At 61.6% G+C, this 20,888-nt stretch carries 15 protein-coding genes, 1 tRNA gene and 2 pseudogenes; 8 read left to right on the top strand and 10 right to left on the bottom strand.

Features of this window, described 5'->3' with window-relative positions; translation table 11 throughout:
- The 3 genes and pseudogenes from MHK00_RS10550 to MHK00_RS10540 all read left to right on the top strand — a co-directional run.
- Positions 1-121 (top strand): annotated as a pseudogene (locus MHK00_RS10550) (integrase core domain-containing protein); the annotation flags it as partial.
- 50 nt (positions 122-171) lie between these two features.
- Positions 172-1,406, top strand: a protein-coding gene (locus MHK00_RS10545) for an IS3 family transposase (protein WP_250411720.1) whose coding sequence is annotated in 2 segments (ribosomal slippage) — positions 172-460 and positions 460-1,406 — 1,236 coding nt in all. Because the reading frame shifts where the segments join, the coding sequence is not laid out codon by codon here.
- A pseudogene (locus MHK00_RS10540) lies at positions 1,376-1,714 on the top strand (IS481 family transposase); the annotation flags it as partial. The gene MHK00_RS10545 and the pseudogene MHK00_RS10540, both read left to right, overlap by 31 nt.
- A gap of 50 nt (positions 1,715-1,764) precedes the next feature.
- On the opposite strand, the gene MHK00_RS10535 reads toward MHK00_RS10540, so the two are convergent.
- From MHK00_RS10535 to MHK00_RS10515, 5 genes are all read right to left on the bottom strand, one after another.
- Positions 1,765-1,840, bottom strand: a tRNA-Arg gene (locus tag MHK00_RS10535).
- Positions 1,841-1,910: 70 nt separating this feature from the next.
- Entirely contained in the window at positions 1,911-2,192 is a 282-nt protein-coding gene (locus MHK00_RS10530) for a glutaredoxin domain-containing protein (RefSeq protein WP_250411718.1), read from the bottom strand.
- Entirely contained in the window at positions 2,192-2,722 is a 531-nt protein-coding gene (locus MHK00_RS10525; RefSeq protein ID WP_250411716.1) for a dihydrofolate reductase, read from the bottom strand. Before MHK00_RS10525 ends, MHK00_RS10530 begins: the two co-directional genes overlap by 1 nt.
- Positions 2,722-3,567: a thymidylate synthase gene (locus MHK00_RS10520; protein ID WP_285439627.1), complete on the bottom strand. Its 846-nt coding sequence runs from the start codon at positions 3,565-3,567 to the stop codon at positions 2,722-2,724. Before MHK00_RS10520 ends, MHK00_RS10525 begins: the two co-directional genes overlap by 1 nt.
- A complete protein-coding gene (locus tag MHK00_RS10515; RefSeq protein WP_250411712.1) occupies positions 3,530-4,288 on the bottom strand; it encodes a 3'(2'),5'-bisphosphate nucleotidase CysQ in 759 nt (252 codons plus the stop codon). Before MHK00_RS10515 ends, MHK00_RS10520 begins: the two co-directional genes overlap by 38 nt.
- A gap of 35 nt (positions 4,289-4,323) precedes the next feature.
- On the opposite strand from MHK00_RS10515, the gene MHK00_RS10510 reads away from it, so the two are divergent.
- From MHK00_RS10510 to MHK00_RS10500, 3 genes are read left to right on the top strand one after another with little or no spacing between them, the layout of a single operon-like run.
- Positions 4,324-9,123 (top strand): ATP-dependent helicase, encoded by a 4,800-nt coding sequence (locus MHK00_RS10510; RefSeq protein WP_250411710.1) that lies wholly within the window; start codon positions 4,324-4,326, stop codon positions 9,121-9,123.
- Positions 9,124-9,141: 18 nt separating this feature from the next.
- Positions 9,142-9,960, top strand: coding sequence for a DNA-formamidopyrimidine glycosylase family protein (locus MHK00_RS10505; RefSeq protein WP_250411707.1), 819 nt, complete (start codon positions 9,142-9,144; stop codon positions 9,958-9,960).
- 18 nt (positions 9,961-9,978) lie between these two features.
- Complete coding sequence (locus tag MHK00_RS10500; RefSeq protein WP_236882525.1) at positions 9,979-10,392, top strand: YccF domain-containing protein; 414 nt, start codon at positions 9,979-9,981, stop codon at positions 10,390-10,392.
- A gap of 164 nt (positions 10,393-10,556) precedes the next feature.
- Here MHK00_RS10500 and pgi read toward each other — a convergent pair whose 3' ends face one another.
- The 3 genes from pgi to MHK00_RS10485 all read right to left on the bottom strand — a co-directional run bounded on the left by pgi (position 10,557) and on the right by MHK00_RS10485 (position 13,998).
- Positions 10,557-12,194, bottom strand: coding sequence for a glucose-6-phosphate isomerase (pgi, locus tag MHK00_RS10495; RefSeq protein WP_250411706.1), 1,638 nt, complete (start codon positions 12,192-12,194; stop codon positions 10,557-10,559).
- Positions 12,195-12,280: 86 nt separating this feature from the next.
- The gene (locus MHK00_RS10490; protein ID WP_250411704.1) at positions 12,281-13,627 is read right to left on the bottom strand and encodes a Na+/H+ antiporter family protein; all 1,347 of its coding nucleotides are present in this window, start codon (positions 13,625-13,627) and stop codon (positions 12,281-12,283) included.
- A gap of 47 nt (positions 13,628-13,674) precedes the next feature.
- Positions 13,675-13,998, bottom strand: a complete 324-nt coding sequence (locus tag MHK00_RS10485; protein WP_005323805.1) for a chorismate mutase — start codon at positions 13,996-13,998, stop codon at positions 13,675-13,677.
- Between the two features lie 97 nt (positions 13,999-14,095).
- On the opposite strand from MHK00_RS10485, the gene pcrA reads away from it, so the two are divergent.
- Positions 14,096-16,621 (top strand): DNA helicase PcrA, encoded by a 2,526-nt coding sequence (gene pcrA / locus MHK00_RS10480; protein ID WP_250411702.1) that lies wholly within the window; start codon positions 14,096-14,098, stop codon positions 16,619-16,621.
- On the opposite strand, the gene MHK00_RS10475 is transcribed toward pcrA, so the two are convergent.
- Entirely contained in the window at positions 16,618-17,376 is a 759-nt protein-coding gene (locus MHK00_RS10475) for a M23 family metallopeptidase (protein ID WP_250411700.1), read from the bottom strand. The two genes, pcrA and MHK00_RS10475, sit on opposite strands and share 4 nt — an antisense overlap.
- Before the next feature lie 650 nt (positions 17,377-18,026).
- A complete protein-coding gene (locus tag MHK00_RS10470) occupies positions 18,027-18,776 on the bottom strand; it encodes a M23 family metallopeptidase (RefSeq protein ID WP_005328086.1) in 750 nt (249 codons plus the stop codon).
- Positions 18,777-19,205: 429 nt separating this feature from the next.
- Between MHK00_RS10470 and MHK00_RS10465 the strand changes: the two genes are divergently transcribed.
- Positions 19,206-20,885 carry a cell division protein PerM gene (locus tag MHK00_RS10465; RefSeq protein WP_250411698.1) on the top strand — a complete coding sequence of 560 codons (1,680 nt, stop codon included), beginning with the start codon at positions 19,206-19,208 and terminating at the stop codon, positions 20,883-20,885.
- Positions 20,886-20,888: the final 3 nt, after the last annotated feature.

The following is a 20,888-nucleotide window of genomic DNA, read 5'->3' as shown; positions in this document are numbered from 1 at the left end:
AGCTCAAAGTCTCGATGAACTCAACTCTCAGCTAAAAGAAATCATCGAATACTACAACCACAAACGCCCCCATAGAGCCCTAAACAGAACCACCCCCGCAGAAGCCTACACAGCACTGCCCTGAAGTGTCCCAGGTTTTGTTCCGTTTAAGTAGATGGGAAAATCTGGAATATGCCAAGAAAATTTGACCAGGATGCAAAGGACCGTGTGGTCCGTCTCGTGGAAGATCGCATCTTGGCGGAAAATATGTCGATGCAAGCCGCGTGCCAGGCAGTAGCTCCTAAGTTGGGGGTTTCATGGCATACGGCCCGTCAATGGACTCAACAGGCCCGTCGTGCGGGAAACATCCCAGAACCTGTGCCTGAAGATTTGGCCGCGGAAAACGCGAGGCTGCGTCGTGAAAATCAAGAGCTACGCGACACTAATGAGCTGCTGAAGGCCGCTTCAGCTTTTTTCGCGTCGGAACTCGACCCAAAACGTCGGAAATGATCCGGTTCATCGATGAATACCGGGTTCGTTTCTCTGTCGAGTTCATCTGTAAGACGTTGAAGAATAACCGGGCTGGTGGGTTCATCACCTCGCGTGGCTATCGCCAGTCCAAGGCCCGTGGGTTAAGTGCTCGTCGCCTTCGTGATGCTGTGCTGGTCGAACGCATTAGAACTGTTCATCGGGATAATTACGGTGTCTACGGTGTACGGAAAATGTGGCATGCTCTCCGCCGTGACGGAATTGATATCGGTCGTGAACAAACTGCCCGTTTAATGCGCTTGGCCGGTGTTTCTGGCAAAGGCAAAGGCAGATCACCTCTTACAACCCGTAAGCCTAATGTGCCTGATCTGCGCCCGGACTTGGTCGAGCGTGAGTTCAAAGCTCAGGGCCCGAACAGGCTGTGGGTGGCTGACATTACGTATGTGCGCACGAAGAAAGGCTTTGTGTATGCCGCGTTTGTCACCGACGTTTACTCTCGACGGATCGTTGGGTGGGCGTTATCAGACTCGATGCGCACCGAAGCGTTGCCGCTGCAAGCTCTTAATCAGGCGATCGTGTGTGCTGAGGAAACAACAGGTCTCATTCACCATTCGGATCACGGCTCGCAGTACGTCAGCGTGGTCTACAACGAGCGCCTTGCCCAGCATGGGATTGCCGCTTCCACCGGAACTGTCGGGGATTCTTATGACAATGCTCTGGCTGAAAACGTTAACGGCTCCTACAAGAACGAGCTGATCCATACTCGCAGGTGGGATGATGTTGTCGAGGTAGAAATCGCGACGTTCGAGTGGGTGTCATGGTGGAACGAGATGAGGCTTCACCAAAGCTTGGGATACCGAACCCCAGTCGAAGTGGAAACCGATTTTTGGAAGCAGAACCCGCCGCAAGAAATAATAGAAATCAAGGCAAATGCCTAGGAACAAAACTCGGGGCACTTCAGCCCAAAGCTCTCCCAGCAGACATCAAACCAGACCACGACTACCGCCTACGCACTGACAAAGTAGGCACCAACGGCAAGACAACCCTGCGATGGGGTGGCAAACTACGCCGCCTCTACATCGGGCGCCGATGGGGCGGCGAACCAATCACCATGGTCTGCATCGACAACCGCGTAAGCATCAAAATAACCACCACTGGGGCACAAATCGCCGCCTACACACTCGCCGAAGAAAAGATCTATTACAACAAGAAAGACAACGAACTTGACCCCCAACAGGGCAACTGAAAACGAAAAATCTCGAGGCATCGACCGGAACGATGTCTCGAGACTTCACATGGTGCCCCAGAGTGGATTCGAACCACCGACACCGGCTTTAGGAGAGCCGTGCTCTATCCCCTGAGCTACTGGGGCGGGGTTGCGTGTGCAACTTGGCTAATCATAGCAGTGGGGCAGGAGTGCCCCGAAATGGCTGGGGTGTGGGTTAGCTTTCGGCCAATTCCTTCTGCTTATTGCGCACGGAGGAGGCCGGTGGGTTGGTCTCGTGGGTGCCGTCGGAGTAGAGGACGGTGGGGATGATGCGGTTGCCGTCATTGACGGATTCGATCCAGGCGTTGATGTCGTCGGTGTTGTCGCCCTCGACGTCGACAAGCTCGTACGGGGTTTCGGTGCGGTCCAGGTTCTTGATGAGCTTGGCACAGAACGGGCACCAGTCGGCGTAGAAGATGGTGACGTCGGAGTTGGTTTCTGGGGTAGTAACAGACATTAGGCTGCGTCCTTTCGGTCGTAGGTTAAAAAGCGGTACTTGATGGGGAGATCGCTGGCCTCTTGGTCCGGCAGGGCCAGGTGGCCCTTGGCGGAGGTGAGCCAGTCGGTGCTGTGGGCCAGGCCGAACTCATCGGGGATGGCGGGGGCGTAGATGGACTTCTCGCCGTAGGTGCTTCCGATATTAACGCCCATGAGGGTGACCTCAATGCGGTCCACCTGGTCCAAGGTGGCGGTGTAGATTTGGCCGCCGCCGGTAACCCAGGCGTCGGAAAGCGGGGGCATAGCGGTGATGACCTGGGCACCGGCGGACCACTGGCCGGGGGCGCGGGAGGAGAGCACGTAGTTCTCGCGTCCGGGAAGGGGGCGGAACTTGGGGTTGAGGGACTCCCACGTCTTGCGGCCCATGATGACCGGCGCGCCCATGGTCACGTCCTTAAAGTGCTTGAGGTCTTCCGGCACGTGCCAGGGCATTTGCTTGCCATCGCCAATGATTCCATCGAGGGACTGTGCCCAGATTGCGCCCAACATTAAACGGATACCTGTGCCTTGATGGTGGGGTGGGGGTCGTAGCCTTCAATCTCAAAGTCGGTGAAGTCATAGGAGAACATGTCTTCCGCCTTGTGGAGGTTGAGCTGCGGGTAGGGGCGCGGCTCGCGGGAGAGCTGCTCTTTGACCTGCTCCACGTGGTCGTTATAGATATGGCAATCGCCGCCGGTCCAGATGAGCTCGCCCACCTTGAGGCCGGCCTGTTGGGCAAACATGTGGGTCAGCGCCGCGTAGGAGGCGATATTAAAGGGGACGCCCAAGAACATATCGGCCGAGCGCTGGTAGACCTGCATGGACAAGGTGCCATCGGCCACGTAGAGCTGGAAGAGCAGGTGGCAGGGCATCAGTGCCATCTTGTCTAGCTCCGCGACGTTCCACGCGGAGACCAGATTGCGGCGGGAATCCGGGTTATTCATCAGGGTGTCGAGCGCCTGCTGGATTTGATCAATGTGCTGGCCGTCCGGGGTAGGCCAAGAGCGCCACTGCACGCCGTAGACCGGGCCCAGCTCGCCATTGTCATCCGCCCACTCATTCCAGATGCGGACCTTATTGTCCTGCAGGAACTTAATATTGGAGTCGCCTTTGAGGAACCACAAAAGCTCGCCCAACACCGCATGGAAGTAAACCTTCTTGGTGGTCAGCAGCGGGAAGGACTCGGCCAAGTTATAGCGCAGCTGCGCACCAAATATGGAGCGCGTGCCGGTGCCGGTGCGATCGCCTTTGGGGGTGCCGGTCTCTAGGACCTTCTTCAGCAGATCCTCGTACGGGGTCTCAATCATGCGCACTAGTTTAGAATCCGCCGTGCTCCGCGGCAAAGGCCTGGGCATGCTCCAGGATTTCATCCTTAAGCTCAGGACGGCAGATGAGGATATCCGGGATGAAAGTGTCTTCATTATTGAAGCGGATTTCGGAGCCATCGAGGCGGCAGCAGTGCAGACCGGAGGCTTGGGCGACGCCCACCGGAGCGGCCTGATCCCACTCGTACTGGCCGCCGGCGTGGATATAACCGTCATAATCACCGAGCAGCACGTGCATGGCCTTCGCGCCCGCGGAGCCGACGCCCACGGTCTCATAGCCCATCTTCTCCGCGATGTATCCGGCTACCTTGGGCGGGCGGTTGCGGGAGATGACGAACTTCTTGGACAGCGGGCCGGTGACCGCGCGAACGTCCGAGGACTTAAAGGTAACGCCGAGATCCGGCAGGCCCACCGCCGCGTGGATGGGGATGCCGTTTTCTACGAGGGCAATGTGCACCGCCCAGTCCTGGCGGCCGGTGGCAAATTCCTTGGTGCCATCGAGCGGGTCCACGATCCACACGCGGTCCTTCTTCAAGCGGCTAAGGTCATCGGCGGCCTCCTCAGAGAGCATGCCGTCCTGGGGACGGTGCTGCTCGAGGACGCGGGCGATCCATTCTTGGGCGGCTTCATCGCCGGCGTCGCCAAGCGAAAGGCCCCGTAGCAGGCCCCCGTTGCGCACGCCTTTCAGGATCTCACCGCAGCCCTGGGCAAGGGAATTGGTCAGGCGGGAATCAGAAATCTCGACGGTCATGGTGCCCACATTACAACGCGGACTAGAGTGTGGGCATGCCAGAAAACATCCTCGACCGCTTCCGGCCCCAAGTAGCGCAGTGGTTTCGGGATGTATTTGCCGCCCCCACCGCAGTGCAGGCGCAGGCCTGGGAGAAGATTTCCCGCGGTGAGCATGCCCTCGTAGTCGCCCCTACCGGCTCCGGTAAGACGCTCGCTGCGTTCTTGTGGGCGCTGAATAATTTGGTCGAGCGCGAAGGCCAGCTGGCGCTGCCGGTGGGTTCAGGGACTGCTGGCTCCGCCGCCGGGGTGAAGGTGCTGTATATCTCGCCGCTCAAGGCGCTGGGCGTAGACGTGGAAAATAACCTGCGCGCCCCGCTGACCGGCATCGCGCGCACCGCGGAGAACCTAGGGCTGGACGTGCCGGATATATCGGTAGGCGTGCGCTCGGGCGATACCCCGTCTGCCGAGCGTGCGCGGCAGGTGCGCAAGCCGCCGGATATCTTGATTACCACCCCGGAGTCGGCATATTTGATGCTGACCTCCAAGGCGGCGGGGATTTTGAAATCGGTGGATACCGTCATTATCGATGAGATCCATGCTCTGGCCGGTACCAAGCGCGGCGTGCACCTAGCGCTGACCTTGGAGCGCCTGCAGCAGGTGGCAGGGGACTTCCAGCGCATCGGGCTTTCTGCCACCGTGCGGCCGCTGTCTGCGGTATCGAATTTCTTGGGCGGCAACCGGCCGGTGGAGATCGTGGCTCCTGACGCGGAAAAGAAGTGGCAGCTGGATGTGCACGTGCCCGTGGAGGATATGTCCGATCTCCCCACGCCGGAGCAAGGCTCCACCATCGGGGAGATGACCGTGGATGATGCCATCGGGATTAGCGCGCTCTCCGTGGAGGAATCCGCGCTGCCCACGGCCAAGTCCATCTGGCCGTTTATTGAAGATGACCTCTATGCGGAGATCATGGCGCACCGCTCCACGTTGGTATTCGTCAATTCCCGCCGCACCGCCGAGCGGCTGACCAGCCGGCTCAATGAGCTCTATGCGGCCGAGCACGATCCGGCATCGCTCTCGCCAGAGACTCGGCGCGACCCGGCCCAGCTGATGAAGCAGGTCGACGTCGCCGGCAAGGCCCCGGCCGTCATCGCCCGCGCCCACCATGGCTCGGTGTCTAAGGATGAGCGCGCGATGACAGAGACCATGCTGAAAGAAGGAACGCTCAAGGCCGTGGTGGCCACCAGCTCGCTGGAGCTGGGCATCGATATGGGTGCGGTGGAGCTGGTAGTACAGGTGGAATCTCCACCATCGGTAGCCTCCGGCCTGCAGCGAGTGGGCCGCGCCGGTCACTTTGTGGGGGCGGTCTCGCATGGCTCCTTCTATCCCAAGCACCGCGCAGATCTAGTGCAGTCCACGCTGACGGTAGCGCGCATGCGCGCCGGGCTTATTGAGGAGATGCATACTCCGCGCAACCCGCTGGACGTGCTGGCGCAGCAGACGGTGGCGGCGGTGGCCGCGGCTGGGGACGATGGGCTCGATGCCGATGAGTGGTACGAGATGGTCCGCCGGGCCTGGCCCTACCGCGATCTGGCGCGCGAGGTCTATGACTCCGTGCTGGACCTAGTCAGCGGCGTGTACCCGTCCACGGACTTTGCCGAGCTCAAGCCCCGCGTGGTCTATGACCGTGTTTCTGGCGTGATGACCGCGCGGCCTGGCGCCCAGCGCGTGGCCGTGACCAGCGGCGGCACGATTCCGGATAGGGGCATGTTTGGCGTATTCCTCTATACCGGCGCCGGTGAGAGCTCCGGTGGCGCCCCGCGCCGGGTAGGCGAGTTGGATGAAGAGATGGTCTACGAGTCCCGGGTGGGCGATGTCTTCACCCTGGGTGCGACCAGTTGGCGCATCGAGGACATCACGCGCGACCAGGTACTGGTCACCCCCGCGCCGGGGCATACCGGCCGCCTGCCCTTTTGGAATGGCGATGGTGCGGGGCGCCCCTATGAGCTGGGCAAGGCCCTGGGTGAGTACCGCCGCGAGGTCTTTAGCTCGCCGGAAGTTATTGCGGATGCTGATGATAATGCGCGCTCTAATATCGTGGCCTACCTGCAGGAGCAAAACGAGGCCACCGGTGTTATCCCGGATGAAAAGACATTGGTGCTCGAGCGCTTCCGCGATGAGCTGGGCGATTGGCGCGTGGTGCTGCATACCCCGTTTGGCCGGCCGGTGAACTCGGCGTGGGCGCTTGCCGTAGGCTCCCGGGTAGGCGAGCGCACCGGCATGGACCCGCAGGCGGTGGCCGGCGATGACGGCATCGTGCTGCGCCTGCCGGAGGCAGAATCCGAGCCCGATGGATCCATCTTTGCCTTCGATGCCGATGAGATTGCCGATATCGTGGCAGAGCAAGTGGGCAATTCCGCGCTCTTTGCCTCCCGGTTCCGCGAGTGCGCGGCCCGCGCGCTGCTTTTGCCCAGGCGCAATCCCGGCAAGCGCGCGCCGTTGTGGCAGCAGCGCCAGCGCGCCGAGCAGCTTTTGGACGTCGCCCGCAAGTATCCGTCCTTCCCCATCATCTTGGAGACGGTGCGCGAGTGTGTCCAGGACGTCTACGATGTGCCGGCGCTTACGGAGGTCATGCGGGAGCTGGGCCATCGCCGCATCCGCATCGCGGAGGTCACCACCGAGCAACCTTCGCCCTTTGCCTCGTCGCTGCTCTTTAACTACACCGGCGCGTTTATGTACGAGGGCGATTCCCCGTTGGCGGAAAAGCGCGCGGCTGCTCTGGCCCTCGACCCAGCGCTTTTAGCCAAGCTGCTCGGCACGGTAGAGCTGCGCGAGCTGCTCGATCCGGAGATCATCGCCGAGGTCCATGCCCAGCTGCAGCGCACCGATCCTTCGCGCCGGGCTCGTACCACCGAAGAAGTAGTGGACCTCCTGCGCGTGCTGGGGCCGATTCCCGTAGACGAGCTGGGCGAGCATACCGACGTCCCGTTATCCGCCCTGGACCAGCTGGGCACGCGGATTATGCGCGTGCGCATTGGCGGGCGCGAGCACCTAGCCCAGGCCCAGGATGCACCCCTGCTTCGCGACGCCCTAGGCATCCCCATTCCTCCCGGCATCCCTGCCCAAGTGGCCACCATTTCCGATGCCCTGCCACAGCTGGTCTCGCGGTGGGCGCGCACCCGCGGTCCGTTTGTTCTGCGCGATCTCACCGCGGCCTTCGGCATATCCGTCTCCGCCGCGCACACTGTCCTCGGCGCGCTCGATGGGGTAGTAGAAGGCCGCTACCGCCAGGGAGTGGAGGAGCAGGAGTATTGCGCCGCGGCGGTGCTCAAGACGATTCGCTCGCGCTCGCTCGCCGCCGCGCGGGCTGCTACCGAGCCGGTCTCGGGTGCTACCTTCGCCCGTTTCTTGCCGGAGTGGCATAGCATCGCACCGGCTGGAAAGCGCCCGGCCCTGCGCGGTGCCGATGGCGTCTTTTCCGTCATCGAGCAGCTCGCCGGGGTGCGCCTGCCCGCCTCTGCGTGGGAATCGCTCATCCTGCCCGGCCGGGTGGGCGATTATTCACCCACCATGCTCGATGAGCTCACCTCCAATGGCGAGGTGCTCATTGTGGGTGCTGGCAAGGCCGGCACGGCTGACCCCTGGATCATGCTGTTGCCCTCAGACTATGCTGCTCAACTCGCCCCGGAAACGGATGCCGAGGGCGTCAGCATGGTGCAGCGCTCCATCCTCGATGTCCTCAGCCGCGGCGGTGGCTTCCTCTTTGCCGATATTGCCGCCGAGGCCCCCGGTACCACCGAGGAGACCCGCGAGGCCCTCTGGGGGTTAGTGGAGATGGGCCTGGTAAGCCCCGATTCTTTCGCGCCTATTCGCACCCGACTGTCTTCCGGCGGCTCGCGCTCAGGCCGCACCGCGCATCGCTCAAAGCGGCGGCCCACCCGCTCCCGCCTGCGCATGGGACGCACCTCCTTCGCACAGGTGCAGAACGCCGCGGGCGCGGGGACTCCGCCCGATGTCATGGGCCGGTGGTCGCTCGCGGTTTCCGCCGCTACCGATGCCACCTCCCGGTCCGTCGCCCACGGCGAGGCCTGGCTCGACCGCTACGGCGTGCTCACCCGCGGCTCCGTCGTGGCCGAGGATGTGCTCGGCGGCTTTGCGCTGGCCTATAAGGTGCTCTCCGGCTTCGAGGAATCCGGCAAGGCCATGCGCGGCTACGTCATCGATGGGCTCGGCGCCGCGCAATTCTCCACGCCCGCCATTATCGACCGCCTGCGTGGGCTGGCCGATTCCCCGGATGTTACCGGTTGGCCGTCTGGTACCACCGAGCCCGAGACCTTTGTCCTCGCCGCCTGCGACCCGGCCAATCCCTACGGTGCGGCCCTGCCGTGGCCGCAGCGCGATGATGCCGACGGCAAAGCCACCGGCGGGCCCACCCGTTCGGCCGGTGCGCTGGTAGTGCTTATCGACGGCCTACCCATCGCCCACCTCACCCGCGGCGGCAAAACCCTCACCACCTTTATCGAATCGCTGCCCGATGGCATCGACCCCGCCGAGGTATATCCCCGCTTGGTTTCCGCGCTCACGGATATGGTGGCAAGGGGAGTGCTGTCCCCGTTGGTCGTCGAAAAGTGCAATGGCAGTCCCATCCATAAGACCGATGCGGCGGCCCACTTGCGCGAAGCCGGCGCCGGGATTACGCCGAAGGGCGTGCGCATCTCCGCTCGCGCAGCCGCTCCGCGCACCCCACGCGCTGGGCGCCGCGCCAGCGAGGCCATCGAAGAACTCAGTTTTGATGACCCACCGCCCGCTCCGCGCAATAATGGTGGTTTCCGCCCGCGCGGCGGGTACCGTCGCTAAAGATCCACAGGAGGTGTTATGCCCGAAGGCGATTCCGTCCTGCAGCTATCCAACCGACTGCAGTTCATGACCGGCCGCGAAGTCACCGGCTGCTCCGTGCGCGTGCCGCGCTATGCCACCGTTCACCTCGACGGCATGGTATGCGAGCGCGTCTGGCCCTACGGCAAGCACCTATTCATGCAATTCGACCAGACCATCGTGCACACCCACCTCAAGATGGAAGGCACTTGGGCCATCCACTACGCAGGCGATCGCTGGCGCAAGCCTGGGCATACCGCCCGCATCGTGCTGCAGTTGGCCAATTCGCCGCGCGATATCGAGGTCGTTGGCCACCAGTTGGGCTTCGTGGACATCTATCCCGCCGACCACTACCACCAGCGCATCGCGCACCTCGGTCCGGATATTCTCGACCCCGACTGGGACCGCGAGGAAGCACTGCGCCGGCTTAGCTCCCGGCCGCAGCGAGCCATCGGTGCGGCGCTGCTAGACCAAAAAGTCGTCGCCGGGATCGGCAATGAATACCGCGCCGAGGCGTGTTTCTTGGCCGGCGTGCATCCCGCCACGCCAGTAGCCGAGGTCGATACCGCCCGCATCCTCGATATTTCCCGGCGCATCATGTGGGCCAATCGCACCTCCCCGGTGCGCGTAACCACGGGGGTGCGCCGCGCCGGGGAGACCACCTATGTCTTCGGCCGCAACCGCAAGCGCTGCCGCCGCTGCGGCACGTTCATTACCAAGGGCGCGCTCGGCGGCGTGGACCAGGGCGGCGACGAAGGCGAACTCGAGCGCATCATCTGGTGGTGCCCGCATTGCCAGCCGCTTCACCCCGCGGCGTAGCCCGCTAGGGTGGGGGCTATGCGTACCCTTCTCAATATCATTTGGTTCATCACCGGCGGGTTCCTTCTAGCCCTGGCCTACTTCATCTTTGGCATTATCGCCTGCATCTTCATCGTTACTATCCCCGCGGGCGTGGCGTCGTTCCGCATGGCTAACTTCGCCCTGTGGCCATTTGGCCGCTCGGTAGTGCAGCCGGTCAAGGGCAGCGGCTCCATGTCCACCTTCTCCAATATCGTCTGGTTCGTGGTCGCCGGCCTGTGGCTGGCCATTGGCCACGTCACCACCGCAGCGGCACAGGTAGTGACCATCGTGGGCATCCCGGCCGCGCTGGCCAACCTGAAGATGATCCCGGTGACCTGCTTCCCGTTCGGCCGCCGGATTGTGAACTCGGAGGACATTCCCTTCGGCTGGGAGCCGATGGTTAAGCTCTAAACCGCATTCCGCTGACAAAACAAGCACGTTCCGCCCGATTTCGCGCTGATTTGGGGCAGAACGTGCTTGTTTTACATCGCCGTGGGGCGAGCGAGGCCATAAAGCAGCCGCGTTATTCGCTCCGCCGAGTGGGTGGGAGGGGATAACGCGGCTCAAAGTGGGCTTTAGCGGTTGGAGCGGTACCAACCGATGAGCTCATCGGTGGACTGGTCGCCGGAGTCGGCAGCCTCAGCGCCGGAGACGGCCGGGGCCAGGTCATTGGCCTGCTGCTTGCCCAGCTCCACGCCCCACTGGTCGAAGGAGTTGATATCCCAGATAACGCCCTGGGTAAACACGATGTGCTCGTAGAGGGCGATGAGCGCGCCGAGCACGGCGGGGGTCAGCTCCTCGGCCAGGATGGTGGTGGTCGGGCGGTTGCCCGGCATGACCTTGTGCGGCACGACGGCCTCGTCTACGCCTTCGGCCGCGATTTCCTCTGCGGTCTTGCCAAAGGCCAGCACCTTGGTCTGCGCAAAGAAGTTGCCCATGAGCAGGTCATGCATAGAGCCGGAACCATCGGCGGTGGGGAAGTCCTGCTTCGGGCGGGCGAATCCGATGAAGTCCGCCGGGATGAGGCGCGTGCCCTGGTGCATGAGCTGGAAGAAGGCGTGCTGGCCATTGGTGCCCGGCTCGCCCCAGTAGATTTCACCGGTGGACGGGGCGGTGACCGCGGTGCCGTCGCGGCGCACGGACTTACCGTTGGATTCCATGGTCAGCTGCTGCAGGTAGGCCGGGAAACGGCCCAGGTCCTGCGAGTAGGGCAGCACGGCGTGGGTCTGGGCGCCGAAGAAGTTGGTGTACCAGACACCGAGGAGGCCCATGAGTGCCGGGACGTTTTCTTCCAGTGGGGTGGTGCGGAAGTGCTCGTCCATGGCGTGGAAGCCCTCGAGGAAGCGCATGAAGTCCATCGGGCCGATGGTGCACATGAGGGACAGGCCGATGGCGCAATCTACGGAGTAGCGGCCGCCGACCCAGTTCCAGAACGGGAACATGTTCTCGGTATCGATGCCGAACTCGGCTACCTTCTCCGCGTTGGTGGACACGGCGACGAAGTGCTTGGCCACGGCAGATTCATCACCATCGAATTGCTCGATGAGCCAGCGGCGGGCGGCGTGCGCATTGGTCAGCGTCTCCTGGGTGGTAAACGTCTTGGAGGCGATGATGAATAGGGTAGATTCTGCATCCAGACCATCGAGCGTGGCGGCCATATCGGCCGGGTCAACGTTGGAGACGAACTCGGCCGAGATGCCAGCGACCTCATAGGAGCGCAGTGCCTTGGCCGCCATGGCCGGACCAAGGTCGGAGCCACCAATGCCGATGTTGACTACCTTTTTAATGGTGTGGCCGGTATGCCCCAGCCACGCGCCGGAGCGCAGCGCGGTGGCAAAATCACGCATGCGGCCCAAGACCTCGTGGACATCGGCGGCAACGTCCTGGCCGTCAACGGTCAAGTCATCTTCGGCCGGGATGCGCAGCGCGGTATGCAACACGGCGCGGTCCTCGGTGTTATTGATGTGCTCGCCGGCGAACATGGAATCGCGGCGGGCCTCAAGGTCAGCGGCCTTGGCTACCTCAACCAGCTGCTTGACGATGTCCCCGTCGATCAGGTTCTTCGACAGGTCGACGTGCAGCCCGGCGGCGTCGAAGGTGAAGTTGCGGGCGCGGTCTGCATCGGCGGCAAAAAGCTCGCGGAGGTTGAGGTCTTTCTTCTCCTCATAAACCTTCGCGAGCTCGCTCCACTGGGCAGATGCGGTGATATCCATGGTGGTAGGCCTTTCTGGCAACTAGCGCATTGGCAACATGTACCTCTCCCACCGTAGTCCAGAAAGCGCCACCGCGTCGGGGCCTTTTAGAGGATGAGCGCGCCTGCCCAGCCGGCGATAAGCAGCGGAATATTGAAGTGGATGAAGGTGGGAATGACCGAGTCGCGGATGTGGTCGTGCTGGCCATCCGCGCCGAGGCCCGCGGTAGGGCCGAGGGTGGAATCGGAGGCGGGAGAGCCGGCGTCGCCAAGCGCGCCTGCGGTGCCAATAAGCGCCACGGTGGCCGCGGGGCTAAAGCCCAGCGACATGCACAGCGGCACATAGATAACGGAGATGATGGGCAAGGTGGAAAAGGACGAGCCGATGCCCATGGTGACCACCAAGCCCACCACCAGCATGGCGCCGGCGGAGAGGACCTTATTGGTGCCAAAGAGGTTAGCGGTGGCATCGACCAGTGGGCCGACTTCATTGGTGGCCGTCATGACCGAGGCAAAGCCCTGGGCGGTGATCATGATGAAGCCGATGAGCGCCATCATCTTCATGCCATTGGTAAAGACATCGTCCGCGTGCTTCCAATCCACCGCGCCGGTAAGCAGTAAAATTCCCAAGCCGGTCAGCGCGCCGACCATGAGGCCATCGGATTCGAAGTCGAGCGCCTGCATGACAATCTGCACCGCAAAGGTGGCAATGATGGCCACGACGGAAACCCACACCTTATAGGCAGAGGGGGTCTCTTGGTGTTCCTCCGCCGTGATGGGCAGGTTTTCATAGTCGCGCGGTTTGCGGTAGCTAATGAAGATGGCGATGAGTAGGCCGGCGAGCATGCCGAGCGCTGGCACGCCCATGACCTGCATGATATTGATATCCGAGGTGTCTAGCCCCGCCTGCTGGATATTAAATAGCAGGATATCATTCAAGTAGATGGAGCCAAAGCCCACCGGGATAAACATGTAGGTGGTAATAAGGCCAAAAGTCAGGCAGGTGGTAATGAGCCGGCGGTCTAGGCGCAGCTTATTCATCACGGTAAGTAGCGGCGGGATGATGAGCGGAATGAAGGCAATGTGGACCGGGATGAGGTTCTGGCTCATCACGGACATGGCGATGAGCCCGAGGATGAGCATCCACTTGGTAGCCAGGGCGGTCTTGGGGTCTGCTTCGCCGCTGCCGCCGAGCTTGCGGATGAGGAAATTAGCCAGGACCTGTGGCAGCCCGGCCGAGGCTACGCCCATGGCAAAAGCGCCCAAGAGGGCATAGCTCAGCGCAATCTTGGCGCCGCCGCCCAAGCCGTCTTGGAAGGCAACCATGGTGGCATCAAGCCCCATGCCGGACAGGAGCCCGCCGACGATGGCGCCTAAGAAGAGCGCTACCACCACATGCACGCGCAGGAGGGCGAGCACGAGCATGACTATGACGGCGACGAGAACTGCATTCATGCTAATTCAGGGTACTGCATAGTATCGGCTGGGTCGTAATTATTCGGCTACCCCAGCCGGCCGCGGCCCATCCGCAGCAGCGCCGAAGCGATGGTGGGGCCTTCTTCCCCAAGTTCATCGCGGAACTGATTCAAAATGGCGATCTCGCGCGTATGGACCAGGCGGGTGCCGCCGGAGTTCATGCGGGTGCGGCCAATGGCCTGGGAGACTTCCGTGCGGCGTTTGGCAGCGTCCAAGATGATGCGGTCCATGCGGTTGATTTCTTCGCGATACTGTTGGATCTCCGCATCAGAAAGGGGATCATCCGTTCCCGAAGGGGTGCGGATGTCCAAGCCGTTATCGACGATGTCCTTGTTATCTTCTGCGGTCATAAGACCATATTGTGCCACCCGCCCGCGCAAAAGGAAATAGCAGCTCGCACGGCGGAAACGGGTCGTGTCCGGTGGGGCTAGTAGGTTGGAAGGCACTATGAACGAAAACTCTCCTTTTAGCCCTTCCCCGTCCACCGGTGGTGCCTCGAACCCTAGCCCCTTTAGCGGCTTCGGCGCACCGCGCGCAGCGAGCCCGCAATCCGAATCCCCCGATGCCTTGACCGAGGGCCTCAACCCACAGCAGCTTGAGGCCGTTACCCACTCGGGCAGCCCGCTGCTCATCGTGGCCGGCGCTGGTTCCGGCAAGACCGCCGTGCTTACCCGCCGCATTGCCTATCTCATGCGCCATCGCGGGGTAAATCCGTGGGAGATCCTCGCCATTACCTTTACTAATAAGGCCGCCGCGGAAATGAAGGAGCGCGTGGGTGGGCTGGTAGGCCCCGTGGCAGAGCGCATGTGGGTATCTACCTTCCACTCCATCTGCGTGCGCATCTTGCGCCAAAATGCGCAGCTGGTGCCAGGTCTTAATACCAATTTCACTATTTATGATGGCGATGATGCCCGCCGGCTATTGTCCATGATTGCTAAGGACATGCAGCTGGATCTAAAGAAGTACACCGCGCGGGTCCTGGCTAATCAGATTTCTAATCACAAAAATGAGCTCATCGGTCCCGAATCCGCACTGGAAAAGGCGCAGCAGACCAAGAACCCATTTGAAACCACCGTGGCCCAGGTCTATGCCGAATACCAGCGCCGCCTGCGCGCGGCCAATGCCGTGGACTTTGATGATCTCATCGGTGAGGTGGTGCGGATTTTCACCCAGCACCAGCAGGTGGTGGATTTCTATCGCCGGCGCTTTAAGCACGTGCTTATCGACGAGTACCAGGACACCAACCACGCCCAATACGCCCTAGTTGCCGCGCTCGTGGGCAGGGGAGAGCTCGGCCCCGATGCCCCCGAGCTGTGCGTAGTGGGCGATTCCGATCAGTCCATTTATGCCTTCCGCGGGGCCACCATCCGCAATATTCAGGAATTTGAGCGCGACTACCCGCAGGCACACACCATCTTGCTGGAGCAGAACTATCGATCCACGCAGACCATTCTCAACGCGGCCAATGCCGTGATCGCCAAGAACGAGAATCGTCGCGAGAAGAACCTGTGGACCGCCCACGGTGAGGGCGAGCAGATCGTAGGCTACGTTGCCGATAATGAGCACGATGAGGCGCGGTTCATCGCCTCTGAAATCGACTCCTTGGCGGATAAGGGCCGCAGCTATTCCGATATCGCGGTCATGTACCGCACCAATAACGCCTCCCGTGCGCTGGAAGATATTTTTATCCGCTCCGGAATTCCATACAAGGTGGTCGGCGGCACGCGCTTTTATGAGCGGCGCGAAATCCGCGATATGGTGGCCTACCTGCGCATCTTGGATAACCCGGACGATACGGTGAGCCTGCGCCGCATTATCAACGTGCCCAAGCGTGCCATTGGTGACAAGGCGCAGGGGCATATTGCCCTCCATGCGGAAAACCACGGCATTAGCTTTGGCAAGGCGCTTGCCGATGTCCCTCGGGGCGACGTCCCTGGCCTGGGCACTCGGGCCATTAACGCTGTCACCAAATTCAACGACATGATGGAGGGCATCCGCAATCAGATCCCGTCCATGCGCGATGAGGTTACCGGCCAGCCGGATTTGGGCGAGCTGCTTTCCGCCATTTTGGATGCCACGGGATACAAGGCGGAATTGGAAAATTCGAATGACCCGCAGGACGGTGCCCGCCTGGATAACCTCAACGAGTTGGTATCGGTGGCCCGCGAATTCACCTCAGAGGCGGCTAACCAGCTTGCCGCATCCGGTGCGGATGCAGTGGACCCCTCCGAACTAGTAGAGGAGGGCGAAGCTGCGCCCGGTTCGTTGCAGGCATTCTTGGAAAAGGTGTCGCTGGTGGCCGATGTTGACCAGATCCCTGATTCCGAGACTGGTGTGGTCACCATGATGACTCTGCACACCGCCAAGGGCCTTGAGTTCCCCGTGGTCTTTTTGACCGGCTGGGAGGATGGCCAATTCCCGCATATGCGCTCACTCGGTGACCCGAAGGAATTGAGCGAGGAGCGCCGCCTCGCCTATGTGGGCATTACCCGCGCTCGCGAGCAGCTGTATCTTACCCGCGCCATTTTGCGCTCGGCGTGGGGCAATCCGGTGACTAATCCCGCCAGCCGCTTCCTCGGCGAGGTCCCAGAAGACCTCATCAACTGGCGGCGCGAAGACTCCGATAGCTCCCTGACCGGTGCGTGGGGCGAGGACGACTATCAATATGGTCGTTCCTACGGCCGCGATTGGTCCGGGTGGGGCAGTGGTGGTTCTCGGGGCGGATCCCGCGGTGCCAGGCGCGCTGCGTCTTCCCCATCGCAGCGCACCGGCAAGCCGGCGGCGACCTCGATGCCTAAGAACAATAACCTCAACCTAGCCGTGGGTGACCGCGTCAATCACGCCAAGTACGGGCTCGGAACTGTCATTGAGACGTCCGGCTCCGGCAAGCGCGCCACGGTCACCGTGGACTTTGGTTCTTCCGGTAAGGTCCGGCTGATGCTCATCGGCGGAGTGCCGATGGAAAAGCTTTAGACCGAAATACCGCGCTCGTTGAACCAGGGAACTGGGTCAACGGGGGCGCCTCCGCCTGGGTGAATCTCAAAGTGGAGGTGCGGGCCAGTGGAGTGGCCCTCGTTGCCAATGCCGGCGATTTCCTGGCCCGCGGTCACGTGATCGCCCACATTTACCTTGAGCTGGTCTGCCGGCATGTGACCGTAGACGGAGATGGTGCCGTCATCGTGCTGGATGCGGATCCAGTTGCCAAAGCCCTGCGCCGGGCCGGAGTTGATGACGGTGCCGTCCATGACCGCGTGAATCGGGGTGCCCACCGGGTTAGCTACGTCGATGCCGTTGTGCATCGTGCCCCAACGCTGGCCAAAGCCAGAAGTTAGCGTGCCGGTGGTAGGAAAGACCACGGTATTGCCCTCGGAGTCCGTGCCGCGCTTGGTGGTGAGGCCGGAGTGGTCGCCCTGCGGTGCGAAAGCTTCCTTCAAGCCCGGTACAGAACCTGGGTCCAAGACGATATTGATGCCGCCGGATTCGTTTGCATCTACCTGCGGGGTGGTCTCGCCGTTCAGTACGCCTACGGTGGTGGTGGCCAGGCCAACAAGGGCGTCGACCACGCCGGCGTCATCTACAGTCGTAGCGGTGGGCTCGGAGGAGCCGTCCGATACGTCCACGCTAGCCACTGGCTCTGCAGCAAAAGCGGTGGTGCCGGTAGCAAGTACGGTGCCAAGCGTAACGATGCTTAGCGCCACGTTCTTGCGTGCGCGGTTCATGCGCTTCATAGTTAAAGTCCTTTTCATGGCTGTGCATGGTCTCGGGACGCCCAAACCCTAGAGAGGGTGGCGTCTTTCAACTGCCAACCGCGACACGCCGAAAGCCGAAATGCTTGCGTTCGTAATCGCTCGTGGCAACGAGTTAAAAGTTAGCCCGCTCGAACGGGCCGCGCAATCTTAAAAAACGCTGGTAGCGGCGGAAATGATTCGAAATTATTCGAACATGCCAGCTTGTTGCGCGTGTTACGAATGTGGCTAGAGTGGTGCCTGTAAAGTAATGGTTTAGGGTCTGGGGGTGGACCTTGGGGGTGGCGCCCATGGCTTGGGGCTGCAGTCTCGCGCGGTGTCGGCGGCTAAAAGTTAAAAATATCCACTCACCTGCGACAAGTCTGCGTACTAGACTTGCCTGAATGTGTTTCTGGCCCCTTGTGGGATCGTGGCGAGGGTCCAACTGGTGCTGTGTTCGCTAGTGGCAGCGGAGCCCTCAGACGGCGCCAAGCGTCGTGTAGAGCGCCCTGGGGGAGGTCTGGAGCGCACTTGATGCAATCCGCGGCCTTCTGGGCGGGTGCACTAGTTGAGGGGAGGGCATCTGTGGACATGAAAAAGCGCCGCAGGGAAAGCCACTGCGGCGCTTAACAAGAAGGTATTGGGGGTGAGCCTTAGAGGTCGATGCCTCGCTCGGCCAGCCAAGGCTGCGGATCGATTGCCTCGCCACCGTTCGGGTGAACTTCGAAGTGGAGGTGGGATCCGGTGGAAAAGCCCATCGAGCCCATGCCAGCAATCTTCTGGCCGGCGTGAACATGCTCGCCAACGGCAACGTCAAGAGTTTGCATGTGACCATAAACGGTCATGGTGCCGTCGTCGTGCATGATGCGGATCCACTGGCCAAAGCCGGAGGCTGGACCGGAGTCGATGACCGTACCATCCATGACGGCAAGGATTGGGGTGCCGGGAGAGTTGGCGATGTCGACTCCCTTGTGGAAGGTGCCCCAGCGCATGGCGAATGGGGAGGTGAATGCGCCTTCTGCAGGGCGGGCAACGGAAGGTGCGCGAGCAGCCTCGTCGGCAGCGGCGCGCTCTTCAGAAGCCTGGATAGCCTTGTTGAGCTGATCGGTCAGATCGGCAACTGGCTTAGCCTCAGCAACGTTGAGGATCTGCGGGGTGGTATCAACCGGAGTCGCAGCGGTGTCCTCAACCTGGGTGGAGTCAGAGGCGAGCTCGAAGTCAACGGACTGCGTCTTAGTGGTGGCCGCGTCATCGGACTGGATGTTTGCGGCGGCTGCGCCACCAACGCCGGCGGTGGAAACTGCACCTGCTGCAACCGTCATTACGGCAATGCGGCCCTTCGCGGTCTGCGAGGTGACAATCTTGCGATGGCGGCCGACGCCACGCTGAACTTTGCTTCGCATTAGGTCTTCTTTCGTCATTTTCACAATCTGCGCAGAACGAGTGTTACGTCCCCACCGAGTTAGTTACGAGATTGTGACCTTCTTGTTACCAACGAGATGTAACAGTAGCGTCTCGAAAAGATAACAGCAACCCAAATTAAGGAATTTTCAGGCTCGCTTCGGGGAAATTGTCCACGAGCAGGCAAGATGTGGGACGTGGAATATCATTAGTGCGATAAAGATCCCACGCGATCGCCGCGTGCGTCACGCAAAACTAGCGGCTATTTCCCCCATAGTATTACAGTCAGAGTTAAGGGTGTGAAACCAGGGTAGATTTTATACTCCTTATATATCTGTATATCCCAGGTACAGGGGTTGCCCCGGTGATTTTGCGAGCGCCTCGTCGCGCCACCCCGATTTCACTTCCGGAAGGTGGCAAAGTGGACGCCGATGAACAAAAACACCAGCCCCCAATCTCGGTCAACGCCCCGCCCGCGTAGCCAGGCGCGGGGCCGTACAGTGCGCACGGAGCGCACCCCACGCGCGCCTCATCCCAGTGGGTCACGCCAGTCCTCTGGATCGGCGCAGCGCGTCGCTCGTAAGGCCGGCTCCAAGGCCAAGGCGCGCCGCACCCCCGCGCCGTTGACCAAAGCCGGGCGTATTCGCCGCATGCTCATTACGGCGGCAGTGCCCAACGTGGTTATTGTCCTTATCATTATGGCCATCGCGCTGGGTGGTCTCATGCTCGCCGGCTCTCCCATGGCGTGGTGGTACACCATCGTGGCGGAGGCCTGGATGGTCTTTAACCTCGCCCCAGTCTCTGCGGCCGATGTGCATATTTCCTTCCTGCCGGCCTTGCCAGCGCTCATCCTCGCCGCGGTGGTGGCGGTTCGTGTGCGCAGCGCGGTCAAACACAAGGTCAGCGTCAAGGACCTGCTGACTCTCTTGGCCTGTGTGCTCGGGGTCCCAGTGGTCTTTACCATCATCGCGTGGCTGATGCTGTGGGATGCGGGCAAGGTCTATGACGTCTCCCCGCCAAACCTGGCGCAGGCATTGTTGCGCGTTATTGTTCTGCATCTGGCAGCCATGGCGGCCGGTATGGGTTGGCGCTTGTGGCGGGCGTTGGCCAAGCGTTATGGAGTGCCGCGCCCGCTTGTCGACGCCACCCAGATCGCCCTTCGCTACCTCGCCTACCTGGCCATTGGTGCAGCCGCAGTCTTCGCGGTGGTATTCCTTGTCAATGTTTCCCGCCAGGGCGAGATGATGAATGACTATCCCACGATCTCCGGTTTAGGCATTGCCGGACTCGTGCTGCTGAGCGTTCTCTACATTCCCAATGCCATCGTGAGCACCGCGGCGGTATTGGTGGGCTCGGAGTTTTCCGTAGGTGAAGGCTCGGTAAGCCTCTTTAGCGCCCACCTCGTGCCGCTGCCGCCGCTGCCCATTACCGGCGGCATTCCAGCATCCGCGCCCAGCTGGGCGGTGGCGCTATTAATCGTCCCCCTCGGCGCTGCAATCTACTCGTTGTATAAGAAGCGTCCGAACTTTCAGGACGTACTAGTAGCTACGGTGGCCGCCGCAGTAATCATGCTGGCTGCCTGCTACCTCGTCAGCGGTGACCTTGGCTACTATGGCGCGACCGGCCCGCAGCTGTGGACTGCCGCAGGTCTTACCGCCCTGTGGATGGCCGTCGTTGGTTGCGCCGTTGCCGCAGGCTTCGCCTTCGTAGCCTGGCGCGCGGCCCGCACGGCACCAGTTGCGGACCCCGCCGATGATGTCACTACCGAGGCAACCGATGTAGCCGCCGCCGAAACCGACGAGGCTCCCACCGACTCGGAGCGCGAGCCCATCACCGATCCGGAAATCGTGGACGCCGAGGTAGTCGAGGACGAGCCCGAGGATTCCGCACCTGGCGAGGTCGTAGAGGAACCGGAAGAAGAGCAGGAAGAAAAGGGCACTCCAGCCGAAGAAACAGCGGAGGAGCCGGAAGAGGAACCGGAAAAAGAGGCTGAGGAGGGCGATGAAAGGGGCGTCGCCAAGCCGCTGAGCCAACAGTTCAAGGACCAAATGGGGGAGAGTGAGCAGGACTCTGCGGGCGAAGATTCCCCCGAGGAGGGGGAGAGGGGCTAGGCT

The sequence above is a fragment of the Corynebacterium tuberculostearicum genome, assembly GCF_022347385.1.
In the GTDB taxonomy this organism is placed as follows: Bacteria; Actinomycetota; Actinomycetes; order Mycobacteriales; family Mycobacteriaceae; genus Corynebacterium; species Corynebacterium tuberculostearicum_M.
Note: the sequence above shows the minus strand (reverse complement) of the source record. Positions and strands in the feature narration are given on the sequence as shown.

What these genes read in the sequence shown, in the direction of transcription:
- MHK00_RS10530 (WP_250411718.1), bottom strand. Translation starts at nt 2,192, where the DNA reads ATGTCTGTTACTACCCCAGAAACCAACTCCGACGTCACCATCTTCTAC.
- MHK00_RS10525 (WP_250411716.1), bottom strand. Translation starts at nt 2,722, where the DNA reads ATGTTGGGCGCAATCTGGGCACAGTCCCTCGATGGAATCATTGGCGAT.
- MHK00_RS10520 (WP_285439627.1), bottom strand. Translation starts at nt 3,567, where the DNA reads ATGCCCAGGCCTTTGCCGCGGAGCACGGCGGATTCTAAACTAGTGCGC.
- MHK00_RS10515 (WP_250411712.1), bottom strand. Translation starts at nt 4,288, where the DNA reads ATGACCGTCGAGATTTCTGATTCCCGCCTGACCAATTCCCTTGCCCAG.
- MHK00_RS10510 (WP_250411710.1), top strand. Translation starts at nt 4,324, where the DNA reads ATGCCAGAAAACATCCTCGACCGCTTCCGGCCCCAAGTAGCGCAGTGG.
- MHK00_RS10505 (WP_250411707.1), top strand. Translation starts at nt 9,142, where the DNA reads ATGCCCGAAGGCGATTCCGTCCTGCAGCTATCCAACCGACTGCAGTTC.
- MHK00_RS10500 (WP_236882525.1), top strand. Translation starts at nt 9,979, where the DNA reads ATGCGTACCCTTCTCAATATCATTTGGTTCATCACCGGCGGGTTCCTT.
- pgi (WP_250411706.1), bottom strand. Translation starts at nt 12,194, where the DNA reads ATGGATATCACCGCATCTGCCCAGTGGAGCGAGCTCGCGAAGGTTTAT.
- MHK00_RS10490 (WP_250411704.1), bottom strand. Translation starts at nt 13,627, where the DNA reads ATGAATGCAGTTCTCGTCGCCGTCATAGTCATGCTCGTGCTCGCCCTC.
- MHK00_RS10485 (WP_005323805.1), bottom strand. Translation starts at nt 13,998, where the DNA reads ATGACCGCAGAAGATAACAAGGACATCGTCGATAACGGCTTGGACATC.
- pcrA (WP_250411702.1), top strand. Translation starts at nt 14,096, where the DNA reads ATGAACGAAAACTCTCCTTTTAGCCCTTCCCCGTCCACCGGTGGTGCC.
- MHK00_RS10475 (WP_250411700.1), bottom strand. Translation starts at nt 17,376, where the DNA reads ATGAAGCGCATGAACCGCGCACGCAAGAACGTGGCGCTAAGCATCGTT.
- MHK00_RS10470 (WP_005328086.1), bottom strand. Translation starts at nt 18,776, where the DNA reads ATGCGAAGCAAAGTTCAGCGTGGCGTCGGCCGCCATCGCAAGATTGTC.
- MHK00_RS10465 (WP_250411698.1), top strand. Translation starts at nt 19,206, where the DNA reads ATGAACAAAAACACCAGCCCCCAATCTCGGTCAACGCCCCGCCCGCGT.